Genomic DNA, 22,297 nt, shown 5'->3' on the forward strand with positions numbered 1-22,297 from the left:
TCATGCCTTTCCTCGCGGCTGCGCCGCCGCGGCGTTGATACAGGCGAGCAGGGTGCGGGCTTCGACGTTGACGTAATGCCCGTGCCGGGTGAGCGCGGTGAGCTGGCCGGGCGTGACCCAGGCGTACCCTGGCGGGGCCACGATCGTGTCGTCCGCCTCGATCGCGAGATAGCGGGCCCTGACGTTGAGGAAACGACCGCCCTCCTCGGAATGTACCGCCTCGTACCGGATCCGCGAGCGCGGCGCGTCGAGGACGAAGTCGAGGAAGGGCGGGCGGCTCTCCGGCGGCAGGTGCGCGTAGTTGTGGGGCGTGCACTGGACGGTCGGGGCGAGCTCGACGGTGTCCAGGAAACCGCCGTCGGCGCGGGCGTGCACCAGGACGTGCGGCACACCGTCGATCTCGCGCACGAGGAACGCGACGACCCCGGTGCCGACGGATTCCAGCAGCGGCTGGGTCCAGCTGATCTTCTCGCGGTTGCTGCCCTTGACCGCGACCGCGAGGACCTTGAAGTACCGGCCGTCCTCGTGCTCGATCGCTTCGACGCCCTGTTTCCAGCCGTCGACGTCCGTGAGCGGGATGCGCCGCGCGCGGACGTCGTGGCGCGAACGCTCGTTCGTGAACCAGGACAGGAGCTGGACGTCGGAAAGCAGCGCGCCGGAAGTCCTGTCGTGGTAGGGAAGACACGACAACACGCTCCTGGCGTTCATGTTGATCGTCTCGTCCTCGTGCATCAGCTCCGCGATCTGGCCGAGGGTGAGCCAGCAGAAGTCGTCCCACATCGGAACTTCGTCGACGGTCTCGACGATCATGTTGCGATTGGACTTGCGGAAGAACCACGAGCCCTGCTCGGCCTGGAGGACGTCGACGATGATCCCCTCCGGATCGGGCGGGGCGAAGTACTCGATCAGTTTGACGTTCGTGCCGCCGTGCGCCTTGGTGTAGTTGCTGCGGGTGGCCTGCACGGTCGGCGAGAGCTGCACGAGGTTCGGGTTCCCCGGCTCCATCTTGGCCTGCATGAGGAAATGCAGGACACCGTCGAACTCCTTGGCCAGGATGCCGAGGATGCCCACCTCGGGCTGTTTGATGACCGGTTGCCGCCATTCGCGGTACGGCCCGTCGCCGTGCGGGCCGTCGGCCTCGACCACGTGCAGGCCCTCGATGGCGAAGAACCGTCCGCTGCTGTGCACGAGATTCCCGGTCACGTCCTCGAACCACCACTGGTCGAGATCGGCGAAGGGGATGCGTTCGACGTGGAAGACGTTGGCCTCACGGCGTTCGGTGATCCAGGCGCGGACGTCCTCGGTCCGCATGTGCACACCGTCGGTCGTCGCCGCCGACCGGGCGATGCGGTCGGCGTGGTCGCGATCGGCACGAGGACGCACCGTCGCGGGCGCGAGAAGGGGCAGCATGGACCTCACCTTTCGTACCGAGTGCTCAACCGCCGGGCCGCGCTCACCGAGTCGCAGCCCGCCAGGCCCAGTGCGTTCCGGAGTTCGACGGCGAGCAGGTCGAGCACCTGACGGGCGCCCGCCTGGCCGTCCGCGGCCAGCCCCCACATGAAGGGCCGCCCGATCAGTACTCCCGACGCGCCGAGGGCCAGCGCCTTGAGCACGTCACCGCCGGTCCGGATCCCGCCGTCCAGCAACACCTCGCAGCCGCCGGAGACGGCGTCCGCGATCTCCTCCAGCATCGCGATCCCCGGAACGGCACCGTCCAACTGACGGCCTCCGTGGTTGGACACCACGATCCCGGCCGCACCCGCATCGACGGCTCGGACCGCGTCCTCGACCGCGAGGATCCCCTTGAGCACCACCGGAAGGTTCGTGTGCGCACGGACCGCCTCGACGGATTCCCAAGTGGCCGGGGCGAATTCGCGCGCGGTGTGATCGGCGACGGCGGAAAGCCCTTCGGTACGGCGATGCGCGGCCGCACCGGCGTCGAAGTTGGCCGCCGTCACCGATTCCGGCAACGCGAAACCGTTCCGCATGTCCCGCAACCGCCGTCCCATCCACGGCACGTCGACGGTGAACACGATCGCCTCGCAGCCGGCGTCCTCCGCCCGGCGCACGAGCTCCAGTGACCGCTTTTCGTCGCGCAGCCAGTACAGCTGGAACCACGTCCGTCCGCCGACCGCCGCGATCTCCTCCAGGCCGACACTGCTCAGGGTGCAGATGGTGTACGGCACCCCGGCGTCACGCGCCGCCCGAGCCGCCGCGAGCTCGCCTTCGGGATGGAACAACCGCTGGTACGCGACCGGCGCGACCGCCACAGGGAGCGAAGCGCGCCGGCCGAGAACCTCGGCCTCGGTGGTGCCGCCGGTCAGGTCGCGCAGCATCCGGGGGATCACGAAGATCCGCTCCAGCGCGGTGCGATTGGCCGCCAGCGACGCCTCGGCGCCGCTGCCCCCGGCGAGGAAGTCCCAGATCTCGCCGGGCAGCGCGGCCCGTGCGGCACGTTCGAGGTCGTCCAGGCAGAGGTGGGTCATCGCCGGGCGGGGCCGAGCTTGCTCTGTCCGGTGCGCTCCAGCTCCACGGCTTCGTACAGGGCCTTGATGTTGGAACTGCCGAACGTTCCGGCGCCCTGCCGCTCGATGATCTCGAAGAAGATCGTCTTACGCGGATGCGTGGAGGCGGTGAAGATCTGGAACAGCTGGCCGCCGTGGTCCTCGTCGGCGAGCAGCTTCGTCTCGCGCAGATCGTCCAGTGAGTGCGTCTCCAGCTCGATCCGCTCGCCGAGCAGGTCGTAGTAGGCGTCCGGGGTCTTCAGGAATTCCACGCCACGCGCGGAAAGCTCCTTGACCGCGCGGACCGCGTCCGGGCTGGTGAAGGCGATGTGCTGGACACCGGATCCGTGGTGCTCCTTGATGAAGTCGTCGATCTGGCCGGGGTCGGCGGTCTTGTCCGGCTCGATCAGGGTGAGCGTGACCGCGCCCGACGTGCTCTGCACGACGGTCGAGTTCATCGCCTGCGCACCGACCACGATGTGCTCTTCGAAGATCTGCTTGAAACCGAGCGCGCGCTCGTAGAACGCCACCGTGGGGCCGAGGTCGCCGGCGTTCAGGCAGACCGCGAAGTGGTCGATCACGCCCAGCTCCACACCGCCCTTGCCGCGCGGGGCCCCCTCGGCGCCGTCGCTCTGGATCAGGGTGTGCACGACATCGCCGAAACCGCTGACGGTGGCCGTGAGGACCGAGTCCGCGCCCTTCTCCGGCTCGCGGAGGGGTTGCGCGCCCGCCTTCACCGCGGCTTCGAAGGCGGCGGCCACGTCGGGGGTGCGCAGCGCGATGTCGGCCACCCCGTCACCGTGGGTCTGCAGGTAGGTGGCCCCGGGGTGGCGGTCCGACAGCGGCTCGGTCAGCACCAGCGCGATCGCGCTGTGCCGCAGCGTCACGCTCCGGTGGTCGGCCGACCGGTCGGTGGCCGTGACGGAGAAGTCGTACTTGTCCAGCCAGCCGGACGCGGCCACCTCGAGGTTGGCCACATACATTTCCACATAGTCGATCTCGAAATTCTGCGTGTTTTCGTGAGAAGACAAGACATTCCTCCGTGGAATAGATGTAATCCTCGATCACAGGATGGCGCGAAGCCATTTCCGCATCAATGGTGTCCGCTTGACACTTCCGTCCACATAGGACGGACTTCGGGTCAGCGACCCGTGAACCGCACCGGGAGTTCCCGGTATCCCTGCACGACGACCGCCCGCAACCAGGACGGGTCCTTCACCAGCTCCACCCGCGACACTCGTTCGGCCACCTCCCGCAGCACCACCGCCAGCTCGATCCGTGCGAGCGCGGATCCGAGGCAGTGATGCATGCCGTGCCCGAAAGCGATGTGCCGGTTGGGTTTCCGCCCCGGCCGGAAGGTGTCCGGATCGTCGAACACGGCGGGATCCCGGTTCGCGGCGGGAAGCCACGCGACCACCGGTGTGCCGGCTTCGAGGTCGCGGCCGTTGATCGTGACGTCGCCGGTCGTCACCCGCAACACGTGCATCGCGGGCGAGGTCCAGCGCAAGACCTCGTCCACGACGGTGTCGACGTCGGCGTCCCCGTCCCGCACCTGGGCCAGAAGTCCCGGCACGGTGGCGAAAGCGTGCACCGCGCCGGTGATCGCGTGCCGCGTGGTCTCGTTGCCGCCGATCAGCACGTTGTCGCAGTTGAGCAGGACGTCGTCGATCGAGAGCTCGTCGTCGGAAAGCAGGGTGCTGACGAGATCCTCGCCGGGGCTCGCCCGGCGGGCGGTGATCAGCTCGTCGAAGTAGACGAGGATCTCGGTGTGCGCCTGACGCGGGGTCATCCCGTCGAACAGTTCGTCCTCGCCGCCGAACGCGTGGTTCGTCAGGTCGATGAGCATGTCCTGGTCTTCGGCGGGCACACCGAGGATTTCGCAGACCACGGCGGCGGGGATCCGCGGGCCGATCGCCGCGGCCACGTCGCACACCTCGGCGTCGAGCACCCGGTCGAGGACACCGGTCACCTCGGTCCGCACCCGTTCCGACAGTTTCCGCGCCGCCGCCCGCGAAAGCAGCGGCCCCACCAGTTTGCGCAGTTTCCGGTGCTGGTCCTGTTCGGAGACCACCATCATCTGCCCGCCCGAGTTGTCGGGATGATCGCGATCGAAGCCGATCATCATCCCGAACTCGGAGGTGAACGGCGCCGACGGCGCGAGCACCGCCGCGCACGCCTGGTGCGAGAACACGGACCAGAAACCGCTGGGCGAGCTGCCCGGACCGCTCCACACCATCGCGTCTTCCGCCGCGTACTCGCGCCACCGCTCGTGCCGGGCCAAGGTCGTGTACAGGTCGGGATCGCCGAGGTCGACGGCTGTCGTCGTCTGCATGAATGGTCTCCAGGTCAGGTGTGTGCGCCGTCGAGCACCTTGGCGAGCCGAGCCACTGTCGGGGCGTCGAAGAACGCCTGCACCCTCAGGCGGATCTTCAAGCGTTCGCGGACGCGGCTCACGAGGCGGGTCGCGAGCAGCGAATGGCCGCCGATCTCGAAGAAGCTGTCCTCCACCCCGACGGTGCTGACGCCGAGCACTTCGGCGAACAGCTCGGCGAGGATGATCTCCGTGGGGGTGAGCGGCGCCCGTCCGGCCGCGCGCCCGGCGTGCTCCTCTTCGGGAGTGGGCAGGGCGACCCGGTCGATCTTGCCGTTGGGCGAGACCGGCAGGCTCGGCAGACCGACGACCACGTCGGGCACCAGATATCCGGGCAGCTGTTCACGAAGCGGTGTCAGGAGTTTTTCGGTGGGCACGCGTTCGCCACCGGCACCGACCACATAGGCGACGAGCCTGTTCTCGTGCTCGGTCACCACCGCCTGGGCCACGCCGTCCACCGCCAGCAGGGCGGCTTCGACCTCGCCTGGTTCGATCCGGTGACCGCGCACCTTCAGCTGATCGTCGACCCGGCCGACGAAGACGTACTGACCGTCCGGACGCGTCCGCACCCGGTCTCCGGTGCGGTACATGCGCCCGCCCGGGCCGCCGAAGGGATCCGGCAGGAACCGTTCCGCGGTCGCGGCCGCTCTTCGGAGGTAGCCGCGGGCGAGACCGGGGCCGACCGCGTACAGCTCGCCGACGTCGCCGTCCTCGACGGGACGCAGCCGGTCGTCCAGGACGTAGGTACGGACACCGGTGATCGGCCTGCCGATCGGCGGCGTCTCCTCCCCGGTCAACGGCTCGCTCGCGGTGACCGCCACCGTGGTCTCGGTCGGACCGTAGGCGTTGATCATCACGCGGTCCACGGCCCAGCGTTTCGCGACCGGGGCCGGGCACGCCTCGCCGGCGACCAGGAGGGTCAGCCCGGCGGGCAGGCCGCCCGCCTCCTCCAGCGGCGCCAGCGCCGACGGCGGCAACGTGACATGGGTGATCCGCTGGTCGCGCACGAGCCGGGAGAGCGGCTCGCCGGGCACCAGATCCGGCGCGGAAGCCAGGACGAGACAGCCGCCCGCCTGCCAGATCGGCCAGAATTCGGCGACCGCGGCGTCGAAACTGGGCGAGGCGAAGGCCAGCAACCTGCTGCCGGGCCCCAGTTCCTGACGGCGCACGTAGTCGTCGGCCAGGTTCGGGATCCCGCGGTGCGTGACCAGCACGCCCTTCGGACGGCCTGTCGAGCCCGAGGTGTAGATGACGTACGCGGGGTGGTCGGGACGCAGTGGGCCGATCCGGTCCTCGTCGCCCAGGTTCGGCTCTTCCCGGCCAGGCTCCCGTGCCACGCTCAGGATGACGGGGGCGCCGGTCACGTCCTGCCCCGGCAGGCACAAGAGGCAATGTGCCGCCGCGTCGTCCAGCATCTGCCGCTTGCGTTCCTCCGGATAGTCCGGATCGACCGGCACATACGCCGCGCCCGCCTTGTGCACGGCCAGGATCGCGATGACGAACTCGATCGACCTCGGCATCGCCAGCGCGACGAGCCGCTCCGGGCCGACGCCGTGCGCGACGAGCCGCCGGGCGAGCCGGTTGGCCTCCCCGTTCAGCTCGGCGTAGGTGAGGGTGGTGCTGTCCATCGCCACCGCGGGCCGATCCGGCAGCACGGCTGCGGTCGCCTCGAACAGGGCGGGGGTCGTGGCCGCCGAAAGGACGGTCATACGGTCTCTCCCAGTGTCTCGCGCGATTCGGTGCGGAGGAACCGGATCAGCTCGCGGTTCACCGCTTCCGGGTTCTCCAGGTAGCCGAAATGCCCGCACTCGGGAATCGTGCGGTAGGTCGCGCCGGGGATCGCGGAAGCCAGCTCCAGCCCGGCCGCCGGTGGCGCCACGAGGTCGTGCTCGAACGAGACGACGTGACAGGGCACCTTGATCTCCTGGTAGAAGGCGAGGCGATCCGGCAACGCGCTCAGCAGCAACTGCGACCGGACACCCGGCCCCCAGGAGCCCGCCGCCGCGAACAGATCGAGCCAGTCTCCGGTGAGATCGTCGTCGGCGAGCGTCGCGGGCCCCAGGTTGTGCATGGCGCGGACCGCGGCGAGGAAACCCGGCGGCAGCTCGATGCCCTGCTCGATCAGCTTCGCCTCACCCTCGGCGAGCTCGCGCTGGACGAGACTGCTCTTGCCGCAGGCGGCCATCAGCACGACCGATTCCAGCAGTTCCGGATGGGCGAGCGCGACCTCTTGCGCGATATAGGAACCCATCGACGTACCGACGATCCGGCACGGCACCGCGTCCAGATAGTCGATCAGTGCGGCCACATCCGCGACGAGGTCTTCGATGGTGAATCCGTCCGCGCCGTCGTCGCTCGGCGGGATCCCGCGATTGTCCATCGTGATCACCCGGAACCCGGCGGCGCGGAGCGCGGGCACCTGATGCAGGTCCCACACCGAACTCGGCGCACCGGTGCCGGTCAGCAGAAGGACCGGCGGACCGTCGCCACAATCGTTGTAGGACAACCGGATCCCGTTCTCGGTTGTCATCAGCATGATGCTCCTTGAGGGAAAAGGGCTGCTGCGCCGAGACGTGGCGCGAATCCGACCGTACCTTCGGAGATCCGGTGTCCGAGAGCACCGGTGATGGACAATTCCCGGGAAATGGGGCGTCCACCGCCTCTTCTTGACACTCCGGCGGCCGGTGGAAATCCTAGTATTCATGGATTCAAACGGTCTGTCCACTCACTTGAACGTGGAAACGCTGCACGGATCGCTCACCGATCCGGCCATCTCGTCGATGAACCTGCTGAACGAACTGATCGACGAATACCCTGTGGCCATTTCCATGGCGGCAGGCCGGCCGTATGAAGAGTTCTTCGACATACGACTCATTCACACCTACCTCGACGCCTATTGCGACCATCTCCGGCGCGACCGGAAAATGGACGAGGCCGTGGTGACCCGCACGCTCTTCCAATACGGCACCACCAAGGGCGTCATCGCCGATCTCATCGCCAGGAACCTCGCCGAAGACGAGAACATCGACGCCGCCCCGGAATCCGTCGTCGTCACGGTGGGCGCGCAGGAGGCGATGTTCCTGGTCCTGCGCACGCTGCGGGCGGGCGAGCGCGACGTGCTGCTCGCCCCCGCCCCCACCTACGTCGGCCTGACGGGAGCGGCGCTGCTCACCGACACCCCCGTGTGGCCGGTGCGGTCGAACGAGAACGGCATCGATCCGGACGACCTCGTCCTCCAGCTGAAGCGCGCCGACGAGCAGGGCAAGCGGGTGCGCGCCTGCTACGTGACCCCCAACTTCGCCAATCCCACCGGCACCAGCATGGACGTGGCCTCGCGCCACCGGCTCCTCGATGTCGCCGAGTCCCACGGAATCCTGCTCCTGGAGGACAACGCGTACGGCCTGTTCGGTTCCGAGCGGCTGCCCTCGCTGAAATCCCTCGACCGGTCGGGATCCGTGGTCTACCTCGGTTCCTTCGCGAAGACCGGCATGCCCGGCGCCCGGGTCGGTTTCGCGGTGGCCGACCAGCGGATGGCCGACGGCGGCCTGTTCGCCGACCAGCTTTCGAAGCTCAAGGGCATGCTCACGGTGAACACCTCGCCCATCGCCCAAGCCGTGATCGCCGGGAAGCTCCTGCTCAACGACTTCAGCCTCACCAAGGCCAACGCGCGGGAAATCGCCATCTACCAACGGAACCTGCGGCTGACGCTCGATGCGCTGGAGCGCGGGCTCGGCTCGTGCGAGGGGGTCAGCTGGAACACGCCGACGGGTGGTTTCTTCGTCACCGTCACGGTTCCGTTCGTCGTCGACGACGAACTGCTCGAAACCGCCGCCCGCGAGCACGGCGTACTGTTCACCCCGATGCACCACTTCTATGGCGGCAAGGGCGGATTCCATCAGCTCCGGCTGTCGATCAGCCTGCTCACGCCGGAACTGATCGAAGAGGGCGTCGCGCGGCTGGCGGCGTTGATCAAGCCGCGGCTTGCCTGAGCGTTTCATGCGAAAAGCCCCCATCCTTGGGTGAGGATGGGGGCTTTTTCGTGCGTCGGGTGCGGGTGGGTGATGCGAAAGCCACTTTCGCAACGTTGAAGGTTGCGAAAGTGGCTTTCGCAACCCTTCCCGCACCCGCGACCGGCCTCTCGGAAGTACATGAAGGCCCCCTTCACTGCGCCTAGCGCAAGGAAGGGGGCCTTCATGTACTTCTAACGGCACCGACCGCCGTCGCTCAGGGCTTCGTACCGGTCACCAGCGCGTGCTCGAACGGCAGCTCGACCGAGCGCACGTCGACGCATCCGACCGACTTGAGCCACGCCGAAGCCTCGGCCTGCGGCCAGGCCATCCCCCGCCCGGTGGCGAGAATGTTGAGGTACAACGAAAGCCGCGCCGAAAGCGGGCCGCCGGTCTCGTCGTCCGCGGCCGCGAACCCGTAGATCGAGATCTTCCCGCCGGACGGCAGCACCTCGTACGCCTTGGCCAGCAACATCACGCACTGCTCCGCCGTGAAGGTGTCGAGGACGTGGCTGAACAGAGCGTGGTCGGTGCCGCCGGGGAACGGGTCCGTCAGCAGGTCGGCGGGGTGCAGGGTGAGCCGGTCGGTGACCTCGGCGGGCACCCGCTGTTCGGCGAGCGCCACGCTGCTGGCCAGGTCGAGCAAGGTGGCCTTGAGGCCGGGGTTGGCCTTCAGCAGGGCCGCCGCCGTGGTGCCGTCACCGCCGCCGACGTCGAGCAGATGCCGCGACGACTTCACGTCGATGTGCTCCAGCAGTCCCGGCATCGTCTGCAGCGAGAACGCCGACATCGCCGTGTAGAAGATCCGCGCCTTCTCCGGGTCGTTGCCGAGCCGCGCGTACAGCGTGTCGCCCGGGCCCTCGAGGGCGTCGAGGGCCTCGTTGGTGCCGGCCCGCAGCGCGGAGGTCATCCGCGCGAACGCCGGGTAGTAGATGGTCTTCCAGCTGAGCAGGATGTGCTGCCAGCACTCCGGCCCGGTCGTGGCGAGGAGTTCGGTCGCGACCGGGTGGTTCACATAGTCGACGCCCCGCTTCTCGATCAGGCCCGAGGTGGTCAGCGCGAGCATCAGCACGCGGACCTTGTGCGGTTCCAGGCCGGTGAACTCACCGAGCGCCGCGGCGTCGGCACCGCCGCGCTCTTCCAGGAAGTCGAAGATGTCCAACTCGATGCCGGACACCACCGCGTTGAACAGCGCGGGGCCGTTGGCGATCAGCTGGAAACGACGGTGGACCTCGGTGGAGTCGAGCGATTCCTGCATCTGCAGATTTCCTTTCCGGCCGGCGGAGACTTCCGCAGACGTTGAGAACGACACCGGCCCGCCTCAGAAGGAGCCGGACGCCGGTCCGGCATTGGCGTCGAAAGAGCTGCCGGAGTAATCGGGATGGAGTACGGAGGAGGCATAGGTGGCGGGCGCGGCGATCATCGCCACGACCCCGAGTACGAGCGCCGCCGTGACCAGGGATTTCGACGCGTTTTCCCGCACTCGCGCCAGGATCAGCACGACGAGGGCGGCGACGCCGAGCACGAGCGTGCCCCATTTCGCCCACGGCAGGAAGTTCGGGTAATGGGACCACAGCCAGGCGCCCCAGGCCAGTTCCGCGGCGATCGCGATCGGCAGGATCCAGCCCTGCCTGCCGCCGTTGCGGTACGCCCGCCAGAAGGTCACGATGCCGATCCCGGAAAGGGCCGCGATCGCGGGAGCGAGTGAGGCGACGTACGCGGTGTGCGCGACGTCGCTCGCGCTGAAGACGAAGAGGAAGGTCACCAGCCAGACGCCCCACATCACCAGTCCGCCGCGCACCGGGTCGGTGCGCTCGGCGCGGCGCCACCACCAGAGCCCGCACAGCAGCGACAGCAGGGCGAGCGGGAACAGCCAGGCGATCGCGACACCGAGGTGACCATCGAGGAGTTTGGTCGCCCCCATCGGATCCGCTCGTGTCTCCACTTTGGACTGATCCGGCTGCGGACCGCCCGGACCGAGCGGCTGGTCGCCGTCGGCCTTCGGGCCGAGGTTCCCGTTCTGCTCGTCTTGGTGCTTGGTCCCGAAGTTCCCGTTCTCGTCGAGACCCTGGCCGCCACCGGGGCCTTGCGGATCCCCGGGGCCGCCTTCCGGCCCGCCAGGGCCGCCACCGGGGTTGTCACCAGGACCGCCCTCGGGGCCACCAGGACCACCAGGGCCACCGGGGAAGTCGCCGGGACCGCCGCCGGGGCCGCCCGGGCCGAGCGACGGCAGGCCGCCGCGGCCGTTGGGGTCTTCGGCGCCGGGCAGGTGGACACCGATGCGGCCGAGACCGTTGTAGCCGAACACCATGGCGAACGCGCTGTTGTTCGTGGTGCCGCTGACATGCGGCCGCGCGCTGTCCGGGGTGAAGGTGTAGAGCGCGATCCACGACAGCGACACCGCCAGCGTCACCACACCGGCGATCCCCAGATGCGTCACGCGGCGGCGCAGCTCGACCGGAGCGGTGAGCAGATAGCCGATGGCCAGCGCGGGCAGGATCATCCACGCCTGCACCATTTTCGCCTGGAAGCCGATCCCGACCCAGACACCCGCCAGCACCAGCCACTTCAGCCGCGCCTCGAGCACGGCACGCTGGTAGGCGTCGACGGCGAGGACCAGGCACATCGTGAGCAGGCCGTCCTGCATGCTGTGCCCGAACATCGACGCGAGGACCGGGGTGAGGGTGAAGACGCCGGCGGCGAGCAGGCCGGGCACCACTCCCGCCCAGCGCCGCACGACCCGGTACATCACCAGCACCGAGATCACGCCCTCGATCACCTGCGGCAGCGCGAGCGACCATTCGTGATAGCCGAAGATCTTGGCCGAGATGGCCTGTGGCGCGAACGATCCGGCGAGTTTGTCGAGCGTGTACGTGGCCCCTGGGTCGACGGTTCCGTAGAAGAACGCCTTCCAGCTCTCGGACATGCTCTTGGCCGTGTCCGAGTACAGCGGCGCGAAGTCGACCCTCGGCAGGTTCCAGGCGTAAAGCACCAGCGCCACGAACGCGATGCCCAGCAGTGCCGGACGCGCCCACGGCGGCTGATCGGCGGGCGAACGCCAGAACGCCCAGCGGCCGCGCACGCCCTCGAGGGCGGCGTCCGATGATGGTGACGGCAGATGAGTGAGCGTTGCGGACACTCCGGTACCTCGCTTAACCGTTGTCTTCGTCGACGAGAACGGGCCAGATGGTTTCGCCGAATCCGCCCCGCGGTGAGTTCTTCCGCGCGTGCTCGTCCAGCCTCGCGAAGAGATTCTTGTTCCGGCCGTTGAGCATCGTCAGCTGGGAAGAATAACACTCGACGGCTTCGTTCTTCCGTTTCCAATTCTCCGCTGTCGCGGGAACGAATTCGGAATCCCCGAGGCGGAAACCGGGCGGCAATTCGATCTTTCCCGGAGTGAACATCGAATACGGGAGGTCTTCCCACAGTCGTATCGGAACGTTCATCGCACGCGCGGCGGACAACGCGGCGTCACGGGTGGCCAGGTTGTCGGGATGGTCGACGACGGCCGCGCACGTGACGATCAGCGTCGGCTCGAATTCGGCGACGATCGCCTCGATGTCGTCCTCGATCTCGGCGACGAGACCGTCATCGCCCGGTGAATCCTGGGCCACCGCGAGCTTTTGCCCGCCCTCCACGTGATCCGTGAGCCATCGGCCGTCCGGCAGCCTCCGGTAGATGGAGTCGAGGAACCGGCCGTGCCGGTACGCCAGCCCGAGACGGGCGAGCGCGGCGATGTCCTCGTTCCGGCGATGGAGGGGCGCGTCGTCCTCCGGGGAAAGCCCCCAGACCGCGTGCATGCGTTCCGCCGCCGCGGAATACGGAGGGGGCGCCGTTCCGGCGAAGACCGTGTTGACGAGCACCTCCGCGCCGTCCCCCGCCGCTCGGGCGAGACTCGCGCCGAGGGAAAGGACCGCGTCGTCCAAATGCGGGGAAATCGCCAGCAGCCGGCGTGGAAGCATGGTGCTGATTTTGGTCACCGCCTTGTCGCGCTTCAACCGACGAGCCTGGACAGCGTCTGTGCGGCCACCGTCGTGCCGTCGGTGCGGATCGTGCCGGCGACGGCCTTCGCGTGGGCGCGGGTTTCCGGCGCCAGCGCGGTGACGAGCGCGGCGGACAACGAATCGACCGTCGGGTTCGGGCCGTCGTGCGCCACCCCGATGCCCAGTTCGGCCACCTTGGCGGCGAAATGCGGATGATCCGCGATCTGCGGCACCACGATCTGCGGAACGCCGGCCAGCGCCGCCACATGTGTCGTCCCGGTGCCGCCGTGATGGACGGCCGCGGCGACCCTGCCGAACAGCGTCTGCAGATTCTCCTCACCGACGGCCAGGCAGTCGGCGCCGTCGTCGGGCAGCGTCAAACCGGCCCAGCCGGTGGAAAGCACGACCCGGCGGCCCTGCGCGCGGGTCGCCTCGACGGCCACCTTGGCGATGTCGGCGGGGGCGGGCGAGCAGCCGAAGCCGACGTACACCGGCGCCTCGCCCGCGGCGAGAAACGCTTCCAGTTCCGCCGAAAGCGGCCGATCGTCGGGGTGGATCCACGCACCGGTCCGGATACCGCCCTCAGCCGGGGCCAGGACGGGATCCGCCGCCAGGAAGGGTTTGTCGGTGCTGCTGAAGTCGTACAGGTTCTTCACCGGCGGGAGGCCGATCGCGGCGCGCAGTTCGTTCAGCGCGCCGCCGAACATGCCGTCGGCGCCGTTGTTGTACATCCCCCGGTGTTCGGGCGACGGCACGAGCACCGGCGAAGGCACGACGTAGAAGTACGGGATGCCCAGTTTCTCGGCCACCGAACGGACACCGATCGCGCCCGACAGCAGCCCGGTCGCCACCACCGCGTCACAGCCTTCGGCGGCCGCCGGGATCTTCTCGAACTGCTCGGCGATCCCCGCGATCGCGGCCTCGGGCGATTCGGGCGGTCCGCCCAGCGCGCCCGCCTCCTCGAGCACCGGCTTGCCGACGACGACGTGTGGCACGCCGACCTCGGCCAGCCGCGCGGTGTAGTCCGGCGGGGCGCACATCCGCACCTCGTCGCCCTGCTCGCGCAACCGGAGTGCCAGTGCCACCAGCGGTTCGATCTCGCCGCGGGTTCCGTACGACCAAAACAGCACGCGCATTTCGTATCCCCTGGATGCTTCAGCGCCGGACCGCGGCGATGCCGACCGTGGCGTAGTTGATGGTGAACGAGCCGCCGATCTCGTCGATCGCCGAGCCGAGGTACGCCAGGAACCGGGCACGCGCGTCTTCCGCGAGGTGGTTGAGCCCGCCCTGGGTCGGGATCTGGTCGAGCCATTCGTCCCGGGTGCAGACGCGCGACCACTCGAAGCGCAGTTCCTCCGGCTGAGTGAACGCGCCGGTGCGGAGGATGCCTTCGGCCGCCTTCACGTACTGCTTGGCGTAGATCTGCTCGACGTACTCTTCGACGTCTTCGTCCTTTTTGGACGGTGGCTCGAACTTCACGTCCGGCATCGCGTGCCGGTACGCCTCCCCCTGTGCCGTCATGACGGCTTCCGGGAGTTCGAACCCGTTGTCGAACAACGCGATCAGCCCCTGGGGAACGAGCACCTCCGCCACCTTGGCCGCGCCCGCGAACGGGTCGACCCAGTGCCAGGCGGTCCCCGAAGTGACCGCGTCGAAGGTGCGGCCCGCCGGGTCCCAGTCCTCGAACTTGGCGACCTCGACGTCGAGCCCCCGCCTGCGGGCCACCTCCGCCATCCGCGCGTCCGGTTCGACACCGAGCACCGTGCAGCCCGCCGCCTGGAACGGGCGGGACGAGAGACCGGTCCCGCAGCCGACGTCCACGAAGTTCTTGCCGGGGCTCAACGAGACGATCCGGTCGACCAGTGCCCCGGGATAGGTGGGCCGGGCGCGGTCGTACCGTTCGGCGTCGGCGCCGAACCACTGCGCCATCTGCCGGTTCTCGTGCGGTGCTGCAGCCAGATCGGACATGTTCCTCACCCTGGTCGGTTGATGGTCAAACGGAAACGCGGCCGACGGCGGCGCGCAGGCGCTCCGCGGCCACGGTCGTCCCGTCGCCGCGGAGCGTGCCCGCGACGGCCTTCGCCCGGGCCCGGGTCTCCGGGGAGAGCGCGGTGACGAGCGCGGCGGACAGCGAGTCGAAGGTCGGAGCCGGGCCGAACTCCTCGAACGCCACACCGATGCCCAGCGCGGCCACCTGCTCGGCGAAGTACGGCTGATCGGTGATCTGCGGCAGCACGACCTGGGGGACGCCCGCCCGCGCGGCCACGGTCGTCGTACCCCCGCCGGCGTGGTGGACGACGGCGGCGACGTGGCCGAACAACGCCTGCAGGTTCACCTCACCGACGGCGAAACAGTCGGCTCCGTCGTCGGGAAGCGCCATGTCCGCCCAACCACGGGAGAGCACCACCCGGTGTCCCTGCGCCCGGATCGCCTCGACGGCCAGCTTCACCGTGTCCGCGATCTCGGGCGTGCTGCCGAAACCGACGTAGACCGGCGGAGCACCGGCGGCGAGGAACGCTTCCAGGTCCGCGGGAAGCGGCCGCTCGTCCGGCAGGATCCACGCGCCGGTCTGGACGGCGCCGAGTTCCGGCCGAGGCGGGGCCAGGACCGGATCCGCCGCCATCCAGGGCCGCTCGGTGAAACCGTATTCGACGAGGTTCCCCACCGGTGCCAGGCCGAGCGCCGCGCGGTGGCCGTTGAGCGCGTCCGCGTAGCGCCGGGAGAAGACGTCGGTGTAGAAGTCCCACAGCGCCCGGTTGTCGTCCATCGCCTCCTCCGGCGGCCGTCCGTCGCCCCGCGACAGCGGCGGCGGGTAGTACGGCGACGGCAGGTAGATCGGACAGTAGGCGGCGTAGAAGTACGGGATGCCCAGGCTTTCCGCTACCGACCGCACGGCGATGGCGGCGGAGAGGACGCCGGTCGCCAGCACCACGTCGCAGCCCTCGGCGGCCGCCGGGACCGCGTCGAACTGCTCGGCGAGCTCGTCGGCGGGACGCCTCGGTTCCGGGCCTTCCGTCATCCCCCGCATCATGGCGCGCAACGACTGCCCGACGGGGACGACCTCGATGCCGAACTCGGTCAGCCGCTCCTCGGTGTCCGGCGGCGCGCACACCCGCACCTCGGTGCCGAGCTCCCGCAACCGCACCGCCAGCGCGACCACCGGCTCGACGTCGCCGCGGAGTCCGGTCGTCGACAACAACACACGCATTTCGTATCCCCTGAGTTCAGACGGAAACGCGGTCGACCGCGTCGAGGAGGAATTTCGCGGCCACGGCGGCCCCGTCGGTGCGGACCGTGCCCGCCACGGCCGCCGCCCGCTCCCGGACCTCCGGGGCGAGCGCCGTCTCGAGCGCGGCGGACAGGGACTCGAAGGTCGGCGTCGGTCCGTCGTGCGCCACGCCGATGCCCAGTTCGGCCACCCGGCCCGCGAAGTACGGCTGGTCCGCGATCTGCGGGACCACGACCTGGGGAACACCCGCCCGGGTGGCCGTGGTCGTCGTCCCGGCGCCACCGTGATGGACGGCCGCGGCGACCCGGCCGAACAGCAGCTGCTGGTTGCCCTCTCCCGCGGCGAAGCAGTCGCTCCGGTCGTCGATCAGCGCCAGATCGGCCCAGCCACGGGAAAGGATCACGCGGTATCCGTGGGCGCGCACCGCCTCGACGGCGACCTTGGCGGCCTCCTCGGGGGCGCGCATGCTGCCGAAACCGACGTACACCGGCGGCGGACCCGCGGCGAGGAACTCCTCCAGCTCCGCGGAAAGCGGCCGCACGTCGGGCAGTGTCCAAGCGCCGGTCTGGACGACGTCGAGGTCCGTCGGCTGCAGCGGGGCCAGCGACGCGTCGGCCGCGAGCAGCGGGTGATCGGTGAAGCCGTAGCCGAAGACGTCCTCGACCGGCGGCAGGCCGATCGCGGCCCGCTGGGCGTTGAGCGGCTCGCCGAACCGCCTGAGGGCGCTGCGGCTGTTGCGCTCCCACAGCGCGCGGTTGTCGGCCCCCTCCGGCGCGGGCGGCTCGCCCAGCGGAGGCGGCGGCGCGTAGTGCGGCGACGGGATGAAACGCGGGCAGTAGAACCCGTAGTGGTAAGGGATGCCCAGCTTTTCCGCCACCGAGCGGACGGCGACCGCGGTGGCCAGCATCCCGGTCGTCACCACGACGTCACAGCCCTCGGCGGCGGCCGGGACCTCGGCGAACTGGACGGCCATCGCCTCGGCCGAAAGCCGCGGCCCGTCCTCGGGCGACGGCGGCTTCGCGTCCTTGATCGCGGTGCGGGTCGACCGTCCGACCGGCACCAGCGGGACACCGACCTCGGCCAGCCGCTCGGAGGAGTCCGGCGGCGCGGCCATCCGCACCTCGGCCCCCGCCTCCCGCAACCGCACCGCCAACGCCACCAGCGGTTCGACGTCTCCGCGGCTTCCGGACGTCGCCAGCAACACGCGCTTCACGTAATTCCCCGTTCTTTCAGCTCAGGCGGGAACGGACGGCTTGTCGCGGCTGACCGCGTCGCGCAGCAGGTCCACGGCCACCGTGGTCCCGTCGGCGCGGATGGTGTCGGCGACCTCGATCGCTTTGGCCCTGGTCTCGGGATCCAATGCCGTGGTGAGCGCGGCGGACATGGCCTCGAAGCTCGGCGCCGGCCCCTCCAGCGCGACCCCGATCCCCAGCTCGGCGACCCGGTCGGAGTAGTACTGCTGACCGACGATCGACCGCACGATGATCTGCGGGGAGCCCGCCCGGGTGGCGATATGGGTCGTGCCGGTGCCGTCGTGGTGGATGGAGACGGCGACCCGGCGGAACAGCTCCTGCAGGTTCACCTCGTCGACGGCGAAGCAGTCGGCCTCGTCCTCGGGCAGGTCCAGACCGGCCCAGCCACGGGAAAGGATCACACGGTGACCCTTCGCGCGGATGGCCTCGATGGCCACCTTCGCCGCGTCGGCGGTGCCGGACGAACTGCCGAAACCGACGTAGACCGGCGGTGCTCCGCCGGCAAGGAACGCTTCCAGGTCCGCGGGAAGCGGCCGCTCGTCGGGCAGGATCCACGCGCCGGTCTGCACGGCTTCGTGCCGCGGTTCCAGCGGCGCGAGGATCGGATCCGCCGCCAGCAAAGGCTTTTCGGTGGAGCAGTAGTCGAAGAGGTTCTTCACCGGCGCCAGGCCGATCTCGGCACGTTTGGCGTTGAGCGCGTCGCCGAACAGGCCGTCGGCACCCTGGTTGTACATCTCCCGCTGCGGCGCTTCGAGGTGGCTCGGGAGGTGGATCGGGCACAAAGCGACGTAGTGGTAAGGGATTCCGAGCTTCTCGGCCACCGACCGCACCGCGACGGCGCCGGACAGCAGACCGGTCGCCACCACGACGTCGCAGCCTTCGGCGACGGCGGGCATCTGGTCGAACTGGTCGGCGATCCCGGCGGCCGCGAGCTCGGGGTCGCGTCCCTCGCCGTCGTTCATCCCACGATCCGGCCGGGCGACCGGCACCAGCGGCACGTCGAGCTCGGCCAGCCGTTCCGCGCTGTCCGGCGGCGCGCACACCCGCACTTCCGCGCCGGATTCCTTCAACCGCGCCGCCAACGCGACCAGCGGTTCGACGTCGCCGCGTGATCCACACGCCCACAACAACACGCGCATTGCGCTTCCCCTCTACCAGGTGACCGGCAACTGATCCGGGCAGTCGATGAACGCGTTCCGGAGCTTGACCTCGTCGTTGGACACCGCCAGGCGCAGCCCGGGGAATCGCTGCCACAGCGACTGATACGCCATCCGCAGCACCGACCGCGCGATCGCGGCGCCGATGCAGTAATGGATGCCGTGCCCGAATCCGACGTCGGAAACCGGCGGGCGCCGCGCGTCGAGAACGTTCGGGTTCGGCGTCAGCGCTTCGTCGCGGTTGGCCATCAGGATCGAGCAGAGGACGTAATCCCCCGCCTTGATCAGCTGTCCGCCGACGACGACGTCCCGGAGCGCCATCCGCGGATTCGGCTGCTGCACCGGCGAGAGATAGCGCAGCAGTTCGTTGACGACCCGGTCCGCCTGCTCGCGGCCTTCGAAGAGCAACTGCTTTTGTTCGGGGTTGTCCAGGAGCGCGAGCACCCCGAAGCCCAGCATTCCCGCGACGGTCTCGACACCGCCGAGGAGCAGCGCCGTGCACAGGCCCTTCAGCTCGTCGTCGGTGACGTTGTCCCCGTGTTCGCGCACCAGCATGCCGAGGAAACCGTCGTCGGGATCCTTGCGCTGGCGGGTGATGAGACCGAGCAGATACTGGTTGAACGCCGCGCTGTCGGCCGCCCTCGCCTTGAATCCGCGGCTGAGGTCGACGTTGCGCCGGATGCGGCGGATGAACTCGTTCCGGTCGTCGCGCGGGATGCCGAGGAGTTCACAAAGGACACCGCCACCCACCGGATCGGCGAAAAGTCCTTGTACGTCAGCGGGTTTGCCTTCGGCCTCGACCTCGTCGAGACGTTCGTCGATGAGTTCCTGGATCGCCGGCTCCAGCCGCCGGATCCGCCGGACGGTGAACTCCGGCGTCAGCATCCGGCGCAGCCGCGTGTGCTCGGGCGGGTCGTAGGTCGAGATCTGCCCGACGAACTGGGGCGCCATGGGGACGTCTTCGCCGTTGGTCGTCCGTTCGGCTTCGGCCTCGGTCAGCCGGGGGCGCGTCGTGAAGTTCTCGTGGTCGCCCAGGATCTTGCGCACGACGTCGTACCCGAGTGCCTGCCAGACATAGCCCTTGCCGAGCTGCGTGGACGCGTCACCGAGAATCCGGACCAAGGGGCCCTTCTCCCGCAACGTGAACATGTCCTCGTGCGGGTCGCAGTGCGTCCTCATCATGTAGTTCGCGGTCGGCTCCACGGCCGGCGCGACCTCGTCGATTGCGTGCTCCATACCGAGTGGAAGCTCCTTCATAGACCAGGAATCGCGGTCCGGCCCGGGGCCGCGCCGCAATCTTCATCCGCGATCGGGCGGGACGTCCAGCGCCGCCATGGACGCTCAGTGCGCGATGGGTCCGGTGGGTCGTGAGTGGTAAATAGCGTTAGAACGACACTTATCACTCACGACCCGCTTGACCCACGCCTCACCGCACCCTCGGTCACCACTCGACCATCAGGCTCGTGAGCCCGTAAGCCGGTGTGGTGAGGCGGAACATGGTGTCCTTCTCGGGATCCGCGAGCCTCAGGCCGGGAAAACGCCGCCACAGCGACGTGAAGACCGTGCGCAGTTCGAGCCGCGCCAGTGAAGCGCCGAGACAGTGGTGGATCCCGTGCCCGAACGCCACATGCGGCACGGGCTCGCGGGTCAGATCGAGCCGGTCCGGATCCGGCACCAGCGCGGGATCGCGGTTCGCCATGGGGAGCGAGCACAGCACGGTCTCGCCCTCCTTGATCACCTCGTCCCCGATGGCGACGTCCTCCATCGCCGTCCGGGGGGTCGGGGCGTACGGCACGGTGAGATACCGGATCAGCTCGTCGACCGCCCGGTCCGCCGCCTGCCCGTCGCCCCGCACCGCGGCGAGCTGTTCGGGATGCCGCAGCAACGCCAGCACGCCGAGGCCGATCATGCCGGAGATGTTGTCGTCACCGGCCAGCATCACCTGCACGCAGAAGCCTCTCAGCTCCTCGTCGGTGGCCTCGTCACCGTGTTCGGCGACGACCGCGCCGATCAGCCCCTCGCCGGGTTCCTCGCGGTTCCGGGCGATCATCGCCAGCAGGTAGCGGGAGAACGCCTCGCCCGCGGCCGCTCGTCTCCGCTGGCTCAGTGAGGCGTCGAGATGTCCGTGGCACAGCTTGAGGAACATGGCACGGTCGTCACGGGGCACCCCGATCAGTTCGCACAGCACGGCTCCCGGCACCTCGTCGGCGACGAGTTCGATCACGTCGGCGGGAGAACCCTCGTCCTCCATGGCATCGAGCCGTTCGGACACGATCTGCTCGATGTACGGCTCCATGCGCCGCATCTTGCGCAGCGTGAACCCCGGCGTCAGCTTCTGCCGCATCCTGGTGTGCTCGGGCGGGTCGTAGTCCATCAGGTTGCCGACCAGCTCCTGCGGCCGGAAGATGCCTTCCCCGCCGACCTCGTCCTGCGCGTGCCACCGGCGCCGGGTGCTGAAGCGCTTGTGGTCGCCCAAAACCTGGCGCACGACGGAGTGCCCCGCGGCCATCCAGATGGTCTCGGCGTCCGCGCCGGTGCCCACCGTGACCTTCGACAGCGGTCCGGCGGCACGCAGTTCGTCGGCCGGATCGAGGTCCTGTCTGCGAATGTGCAGCGGACGCGTGTCCTCACCACTCAACGGGGAGCTCCTCGATGTTGAACGGCGCGGGTTTGCCCGCCACGAACCGCAGCTCCTCCTCCGGCACCGCCAGCCGCAGGCCGGGGAACCGCCGGGCCAGGATCGGCAGCGCGACCCGCAGTTCGAGCCTGGCCAGCGGAGCGCCGACACAGTGGTGGATGCCGTGCCCGAAGGCGAGATGCCCCGGGCTGTTCTCCCGCGTGATGTCGAACTTGTCGCCGAGTGTGCGGTTGACCGCCAGCATCGAACAGGTCAGCACGTCACCGGCGTGGATCTCGTATCCGGCGATGTTCAGGTCGACCAGCGCCGTCCGCGGCGAAGGGGCCTCGACGATCGTCGGGAAGCGCAAGACCTCCTCGGTCGCGCTGTCCACGAGCTCCGGCCGTTCGCGCAGCAGCGACAGCTGGGCCGGGTTCGTCGCGAACAGGAGCACCGCCATGGCCAGCTGGGCGGCCATCTGCTCGACGGCCACGATCAGGATCGCTTCGGCGAGCCCCGACAGTTCCTCGTCGCTGACCTTGTCGCCGTGCTCACGCGCGATGAACCCGATCAGCTCGTCACCGGGATCACGGCGTTCGCGGGCCGCGAGCTTCTCGCAGTAGTTGACGACACCGAGGCTCGACTGGGCCCGCTGCTTGGGGATCCGGCTTTCCCGGCTGTCACGGATCATCCGCGACAGATCGGCCTGGTCGTCGCGCGGGACACCGAGGAACTCGCACGCGATCAGCGCCGGCATGGGCCAGCCCGCGTACCGGACGAAGTCGATCGGCGAGCCCATGCTCTCCAAGTCGTCCAGGCCCTCTTCGATGATTTCCTCGACCCGAGGCCGCAACCGTTCGATCCGGCGAACGCTGAACGCCCCGGCCACCGTGCCACGCAGGCGGGTGTGGTCGGGTGGGTCGTAGGCCTGCAGGATGCCCGGCAGATGGGCCCGGTCCGCCTCGTCGTCGACCGGCCGCATCGAGCTGAACCGGGTGGCGTCGGCGAGGATCTCGCGGACCTCGTCGTATCCGGTGACCAACCATTGCCTGCGGCCGTTCAGCCCCGTTTCCGTGTCGTACCGGTGCAGGGGGCCTTCTTTTTGCAACGCGGAGAGCTCCGGCGCCGGATCGAGCCGGATCCGCTGATGCGGCAAGGGAACTACCATGATTCTCC

Annotated in this window: 18 protein-coding genes; 1 reads left to right on the forward strand and 17 read right to left on the reverse strand. The window is 69.2% G+C overall.

Annotated features, from left to right (window positions below):
• The 6 genes from DMC64_RS25695 to DMC64_RS25720 all read right to left on the reverse strand — a co-directional run bounded on the left by DMC64_RS25695 (position 1) and on the right by DMC64_RS25720 (position 7,411).
• Positions 1-1,410, reverse strand: coding sequence for an NDP-hexose 2,3-dehydratase family protein (locus tag DMC64_RS25695; RefSeq protein WP_125735608.1), 1,410 nt, complete (start codon positions 1,408-1,410; stop codon positions 1-3).
• A 5-nt stretch (positions 1,411-1,415) separates the two neighbouring features.
• Positions 1,416-2,486 carry an alpha-hydroxy acid oxidase gene (locus tag DMC64_RS25700; RefSeq protein ID WP_125735609.1) on the reverse strand — a complete coding sequence of 357 codons (1,071 nt, stop codon included), beginning with the start codon at positions 2,484-2,486 and terminating at the stop codon, positions 1,416-1,418.
• Positions 2,483-3,535, reverse strand: a complete 1,053-nt coding sequence (gene hppD / locus DMC64_RS25705; protein ID WP_125735610.1) for a 4-hydroxyphenylpyruvate dioxygenase — start codon at positions 3,533-3,535, stop codon at positions 2,483-2,485. Before hppD ends, DMC64_RS25700 begins: the two co-directional genes overlap by 4 nt.
• 110 nt (positions 3,536-3,645) lie before the next feature.
• Positions 3,646-4,836 (reverse strand): cytochrome P450, encoded by a 1,191-nt coding sequence (locus tag DMC64_RS25710; RefSeq protein ID WP_125735611.1) that lies wholly within the window; start codon positions 4,834-4,836, stop codon positions 3,646-3,648.
• A gap of 14 nt (positions 4,837-4,850) precedes the next feature.
• The gene (locus tag DMC64_RS25715; protein WP_125735612.1) at positions 4,851-6,584 is read right to left on the reverse strand and encodes an amino acid adenylation domain-containing protein; all 1,734 of its coding nucleotides are present in this window, start codon (positions 6,582-6,584) and stop codon (positions 4,851-4,853) included.
• Positions 6,581-7,411, reverse strand: coding sequence for an alpha/beta fold hydrolase (locus DMC64_RS25720; RefSeq protein WP_037346418.1), 831 nt, complete (start codon positions 7,409-7,411; stop codon positions 6,581-6,583). Before DMC64_RS25720 ends, DMC64_RS25715 begins: the two co-directional genes overlap by 4 nt.
• A gap of 166 nt (positions 7,412-7,577) precedes the next feature.
• On the opposite strand from DMC64_RS25720, the gene DMC64_RS25725 reads away from it, so the two are divergent.
• Positions 7,578-8,864 (forward strand): PLP-dependent aminotransferase family protein, encoded by a 1,287-nt coding sequence (locus DMC64_RS25725; RefSeq protein ID WP_037346416.1) that lies wholly within the window; start codon positions 7,578-7,580, stop codon positions 8,862-8,864.
• 235 nt (positions 8,865-9,099) lie between these two features.
• Here the strand turns inward: DMC64_RS25725 and DMC64_RS25730 are convergent, their stop codons facing one another.
• The 11 genes from DMC64_RS25730 to DMC64_RS25780 form a co-directional block, all read right to left on the reverse strand.
• The gene (locus DMC64_RS25730) at positions 9,100-10,140 is read right to left on the reverse strand and encodes a methyltransferase (protein ID WP_125735613.1); all 1,041 of its coding nucleotides are present in this window, start codon (positions 10,138-10,140) and stop codon (positions 9,100-9,102) included.
• Between the two features lie 63 nt (positions 10,141-10,203).
• Complete coding sequence (locus DMC64_RS25735; protein ID WP_125735614.1) at positions 10,204-12,021, reverse strand: glycosyltransferase family 39 protein; 1,818 nt, start codon at positions 12,019-12,021, stop codon at positions 10,204-10,206.
• Between the two features lie 13 nt (positions 12,022-12,034).
• Complete coding sequence (locus tag DMC64_RS25740; RefSeq protein WP_125735615.1) at positions 12,035-12,844, reverse strand: PIG-L deacetylase family protein; 810 nt, start codon at positions 12,842-12,844, stop codon at positions 12,035-12,037.
• Between the two features lie 32 nt (positions 12,845-12,876).
• Entirely contained in the window at positions 12,877-14,001 is a 1,125-nt protein-coding gene (locus DMC64_RS25745; protein WP_125735616.1) for a glycosyltransferase, read from the reverse strand.
• A gap of 19 nt (positions 14,002-14,020) precedes the next feature.
• Positions 14,021-14,833 (reverse strand): class I SAM-dependent methyltransferase, encoded by an 813-nt coding sequence (locus DMC64_RS25750; protein WP_370324756.1) that lies wholly within the window; start codon positions 14,831-14,833, stop codon positions 14,021-14,023.
• A gap of 25 nt (positions 14,834-14,858) precedes the next feature.
• On the reverse strand, positions 14,859-16,073 hold the full coding sequence (locus tag DMC64_RS25755) for a glycosyltransferase (protein WP_125735617.1): 1,215 nt from the start codon (positions 16,071-16,073) through the stop codon (positions 14,859-14,861).
• Positions 16,074-16,089: 16 nt separating this feature from the next.
• Positions 16,090-17,307 carry a glycosyltransferase gene (locus tag DMC64_RS25760; protein WP_233629806.1) on the reverse strand — a complete coding sequence of 406 codons (1,218 nt, stop codon included), beginning with the start codon at positions 17,305-17,307 and terminating at the stop codon, positions 16,090-16,092.
• A gap of 21 nt (positions 17,308-17,328) precedes the next feature.
• Positions 17,329-18,486, reverse strand: a complete 1,158-nt coding sequence (locus DMC64_RS25765; protein WP_125735618.1) for a glycosyltransferase — start codon at positions 18,484-18,486, stop codon at positions 17,329-17,331.
• Positions 18,487-18,498: 12 nt separating this feature from the next.
• Positions 18,499-19,740: a cytochrome P450 gene (locus tag DMC64_RS25770; protein ID WP_037346397.1), complete on the reverse strand. Its 1,242-nt coding sequence runs from the start codon at positions 19,738-19,740 to the stop codon at positions 18,499-18,501.
• Between the two features lie 205 nt (positions 19,741-19,945).
• The gene (locus DMC64_RS25775; protein ID WP_037346395.1) at positions 19,946-21,142 is read right to left on the reverse strand and encodes a cytochrome P450; all 1,197 of its coding nucleotides are present in this window, start codon (positions 21,140-21,142) and stop codon (positions 19,946-19,948) included.
• On the reverse strand, positions 21,132-22,289 hold the full coding sequence (locus DMC64_RS25780; protein WP_037346393.1) for a cytochrome P450: 1,158 nt from the start codon (positions 22,287-22,289) through the stop codon (positions 21,132-21,134). The genes DMC64_RS25775 and DMC64_RS25780 overlap by 11 nt, the downstream gene beginning before the upstream one ends.
• Positions 22,290-22,297: the final 8 nt, after the last annotated feature.

This window comes from Amycolatopsis sp. WAC 04197 (assembly GCF_003947475.1).
Lineage (GTDB): Bacteria > Actinomycetota > Actinomycetes > Mycobacteriales > Pseudonocardiaceae > Amycolatopsis > Amycolatopsis japonica.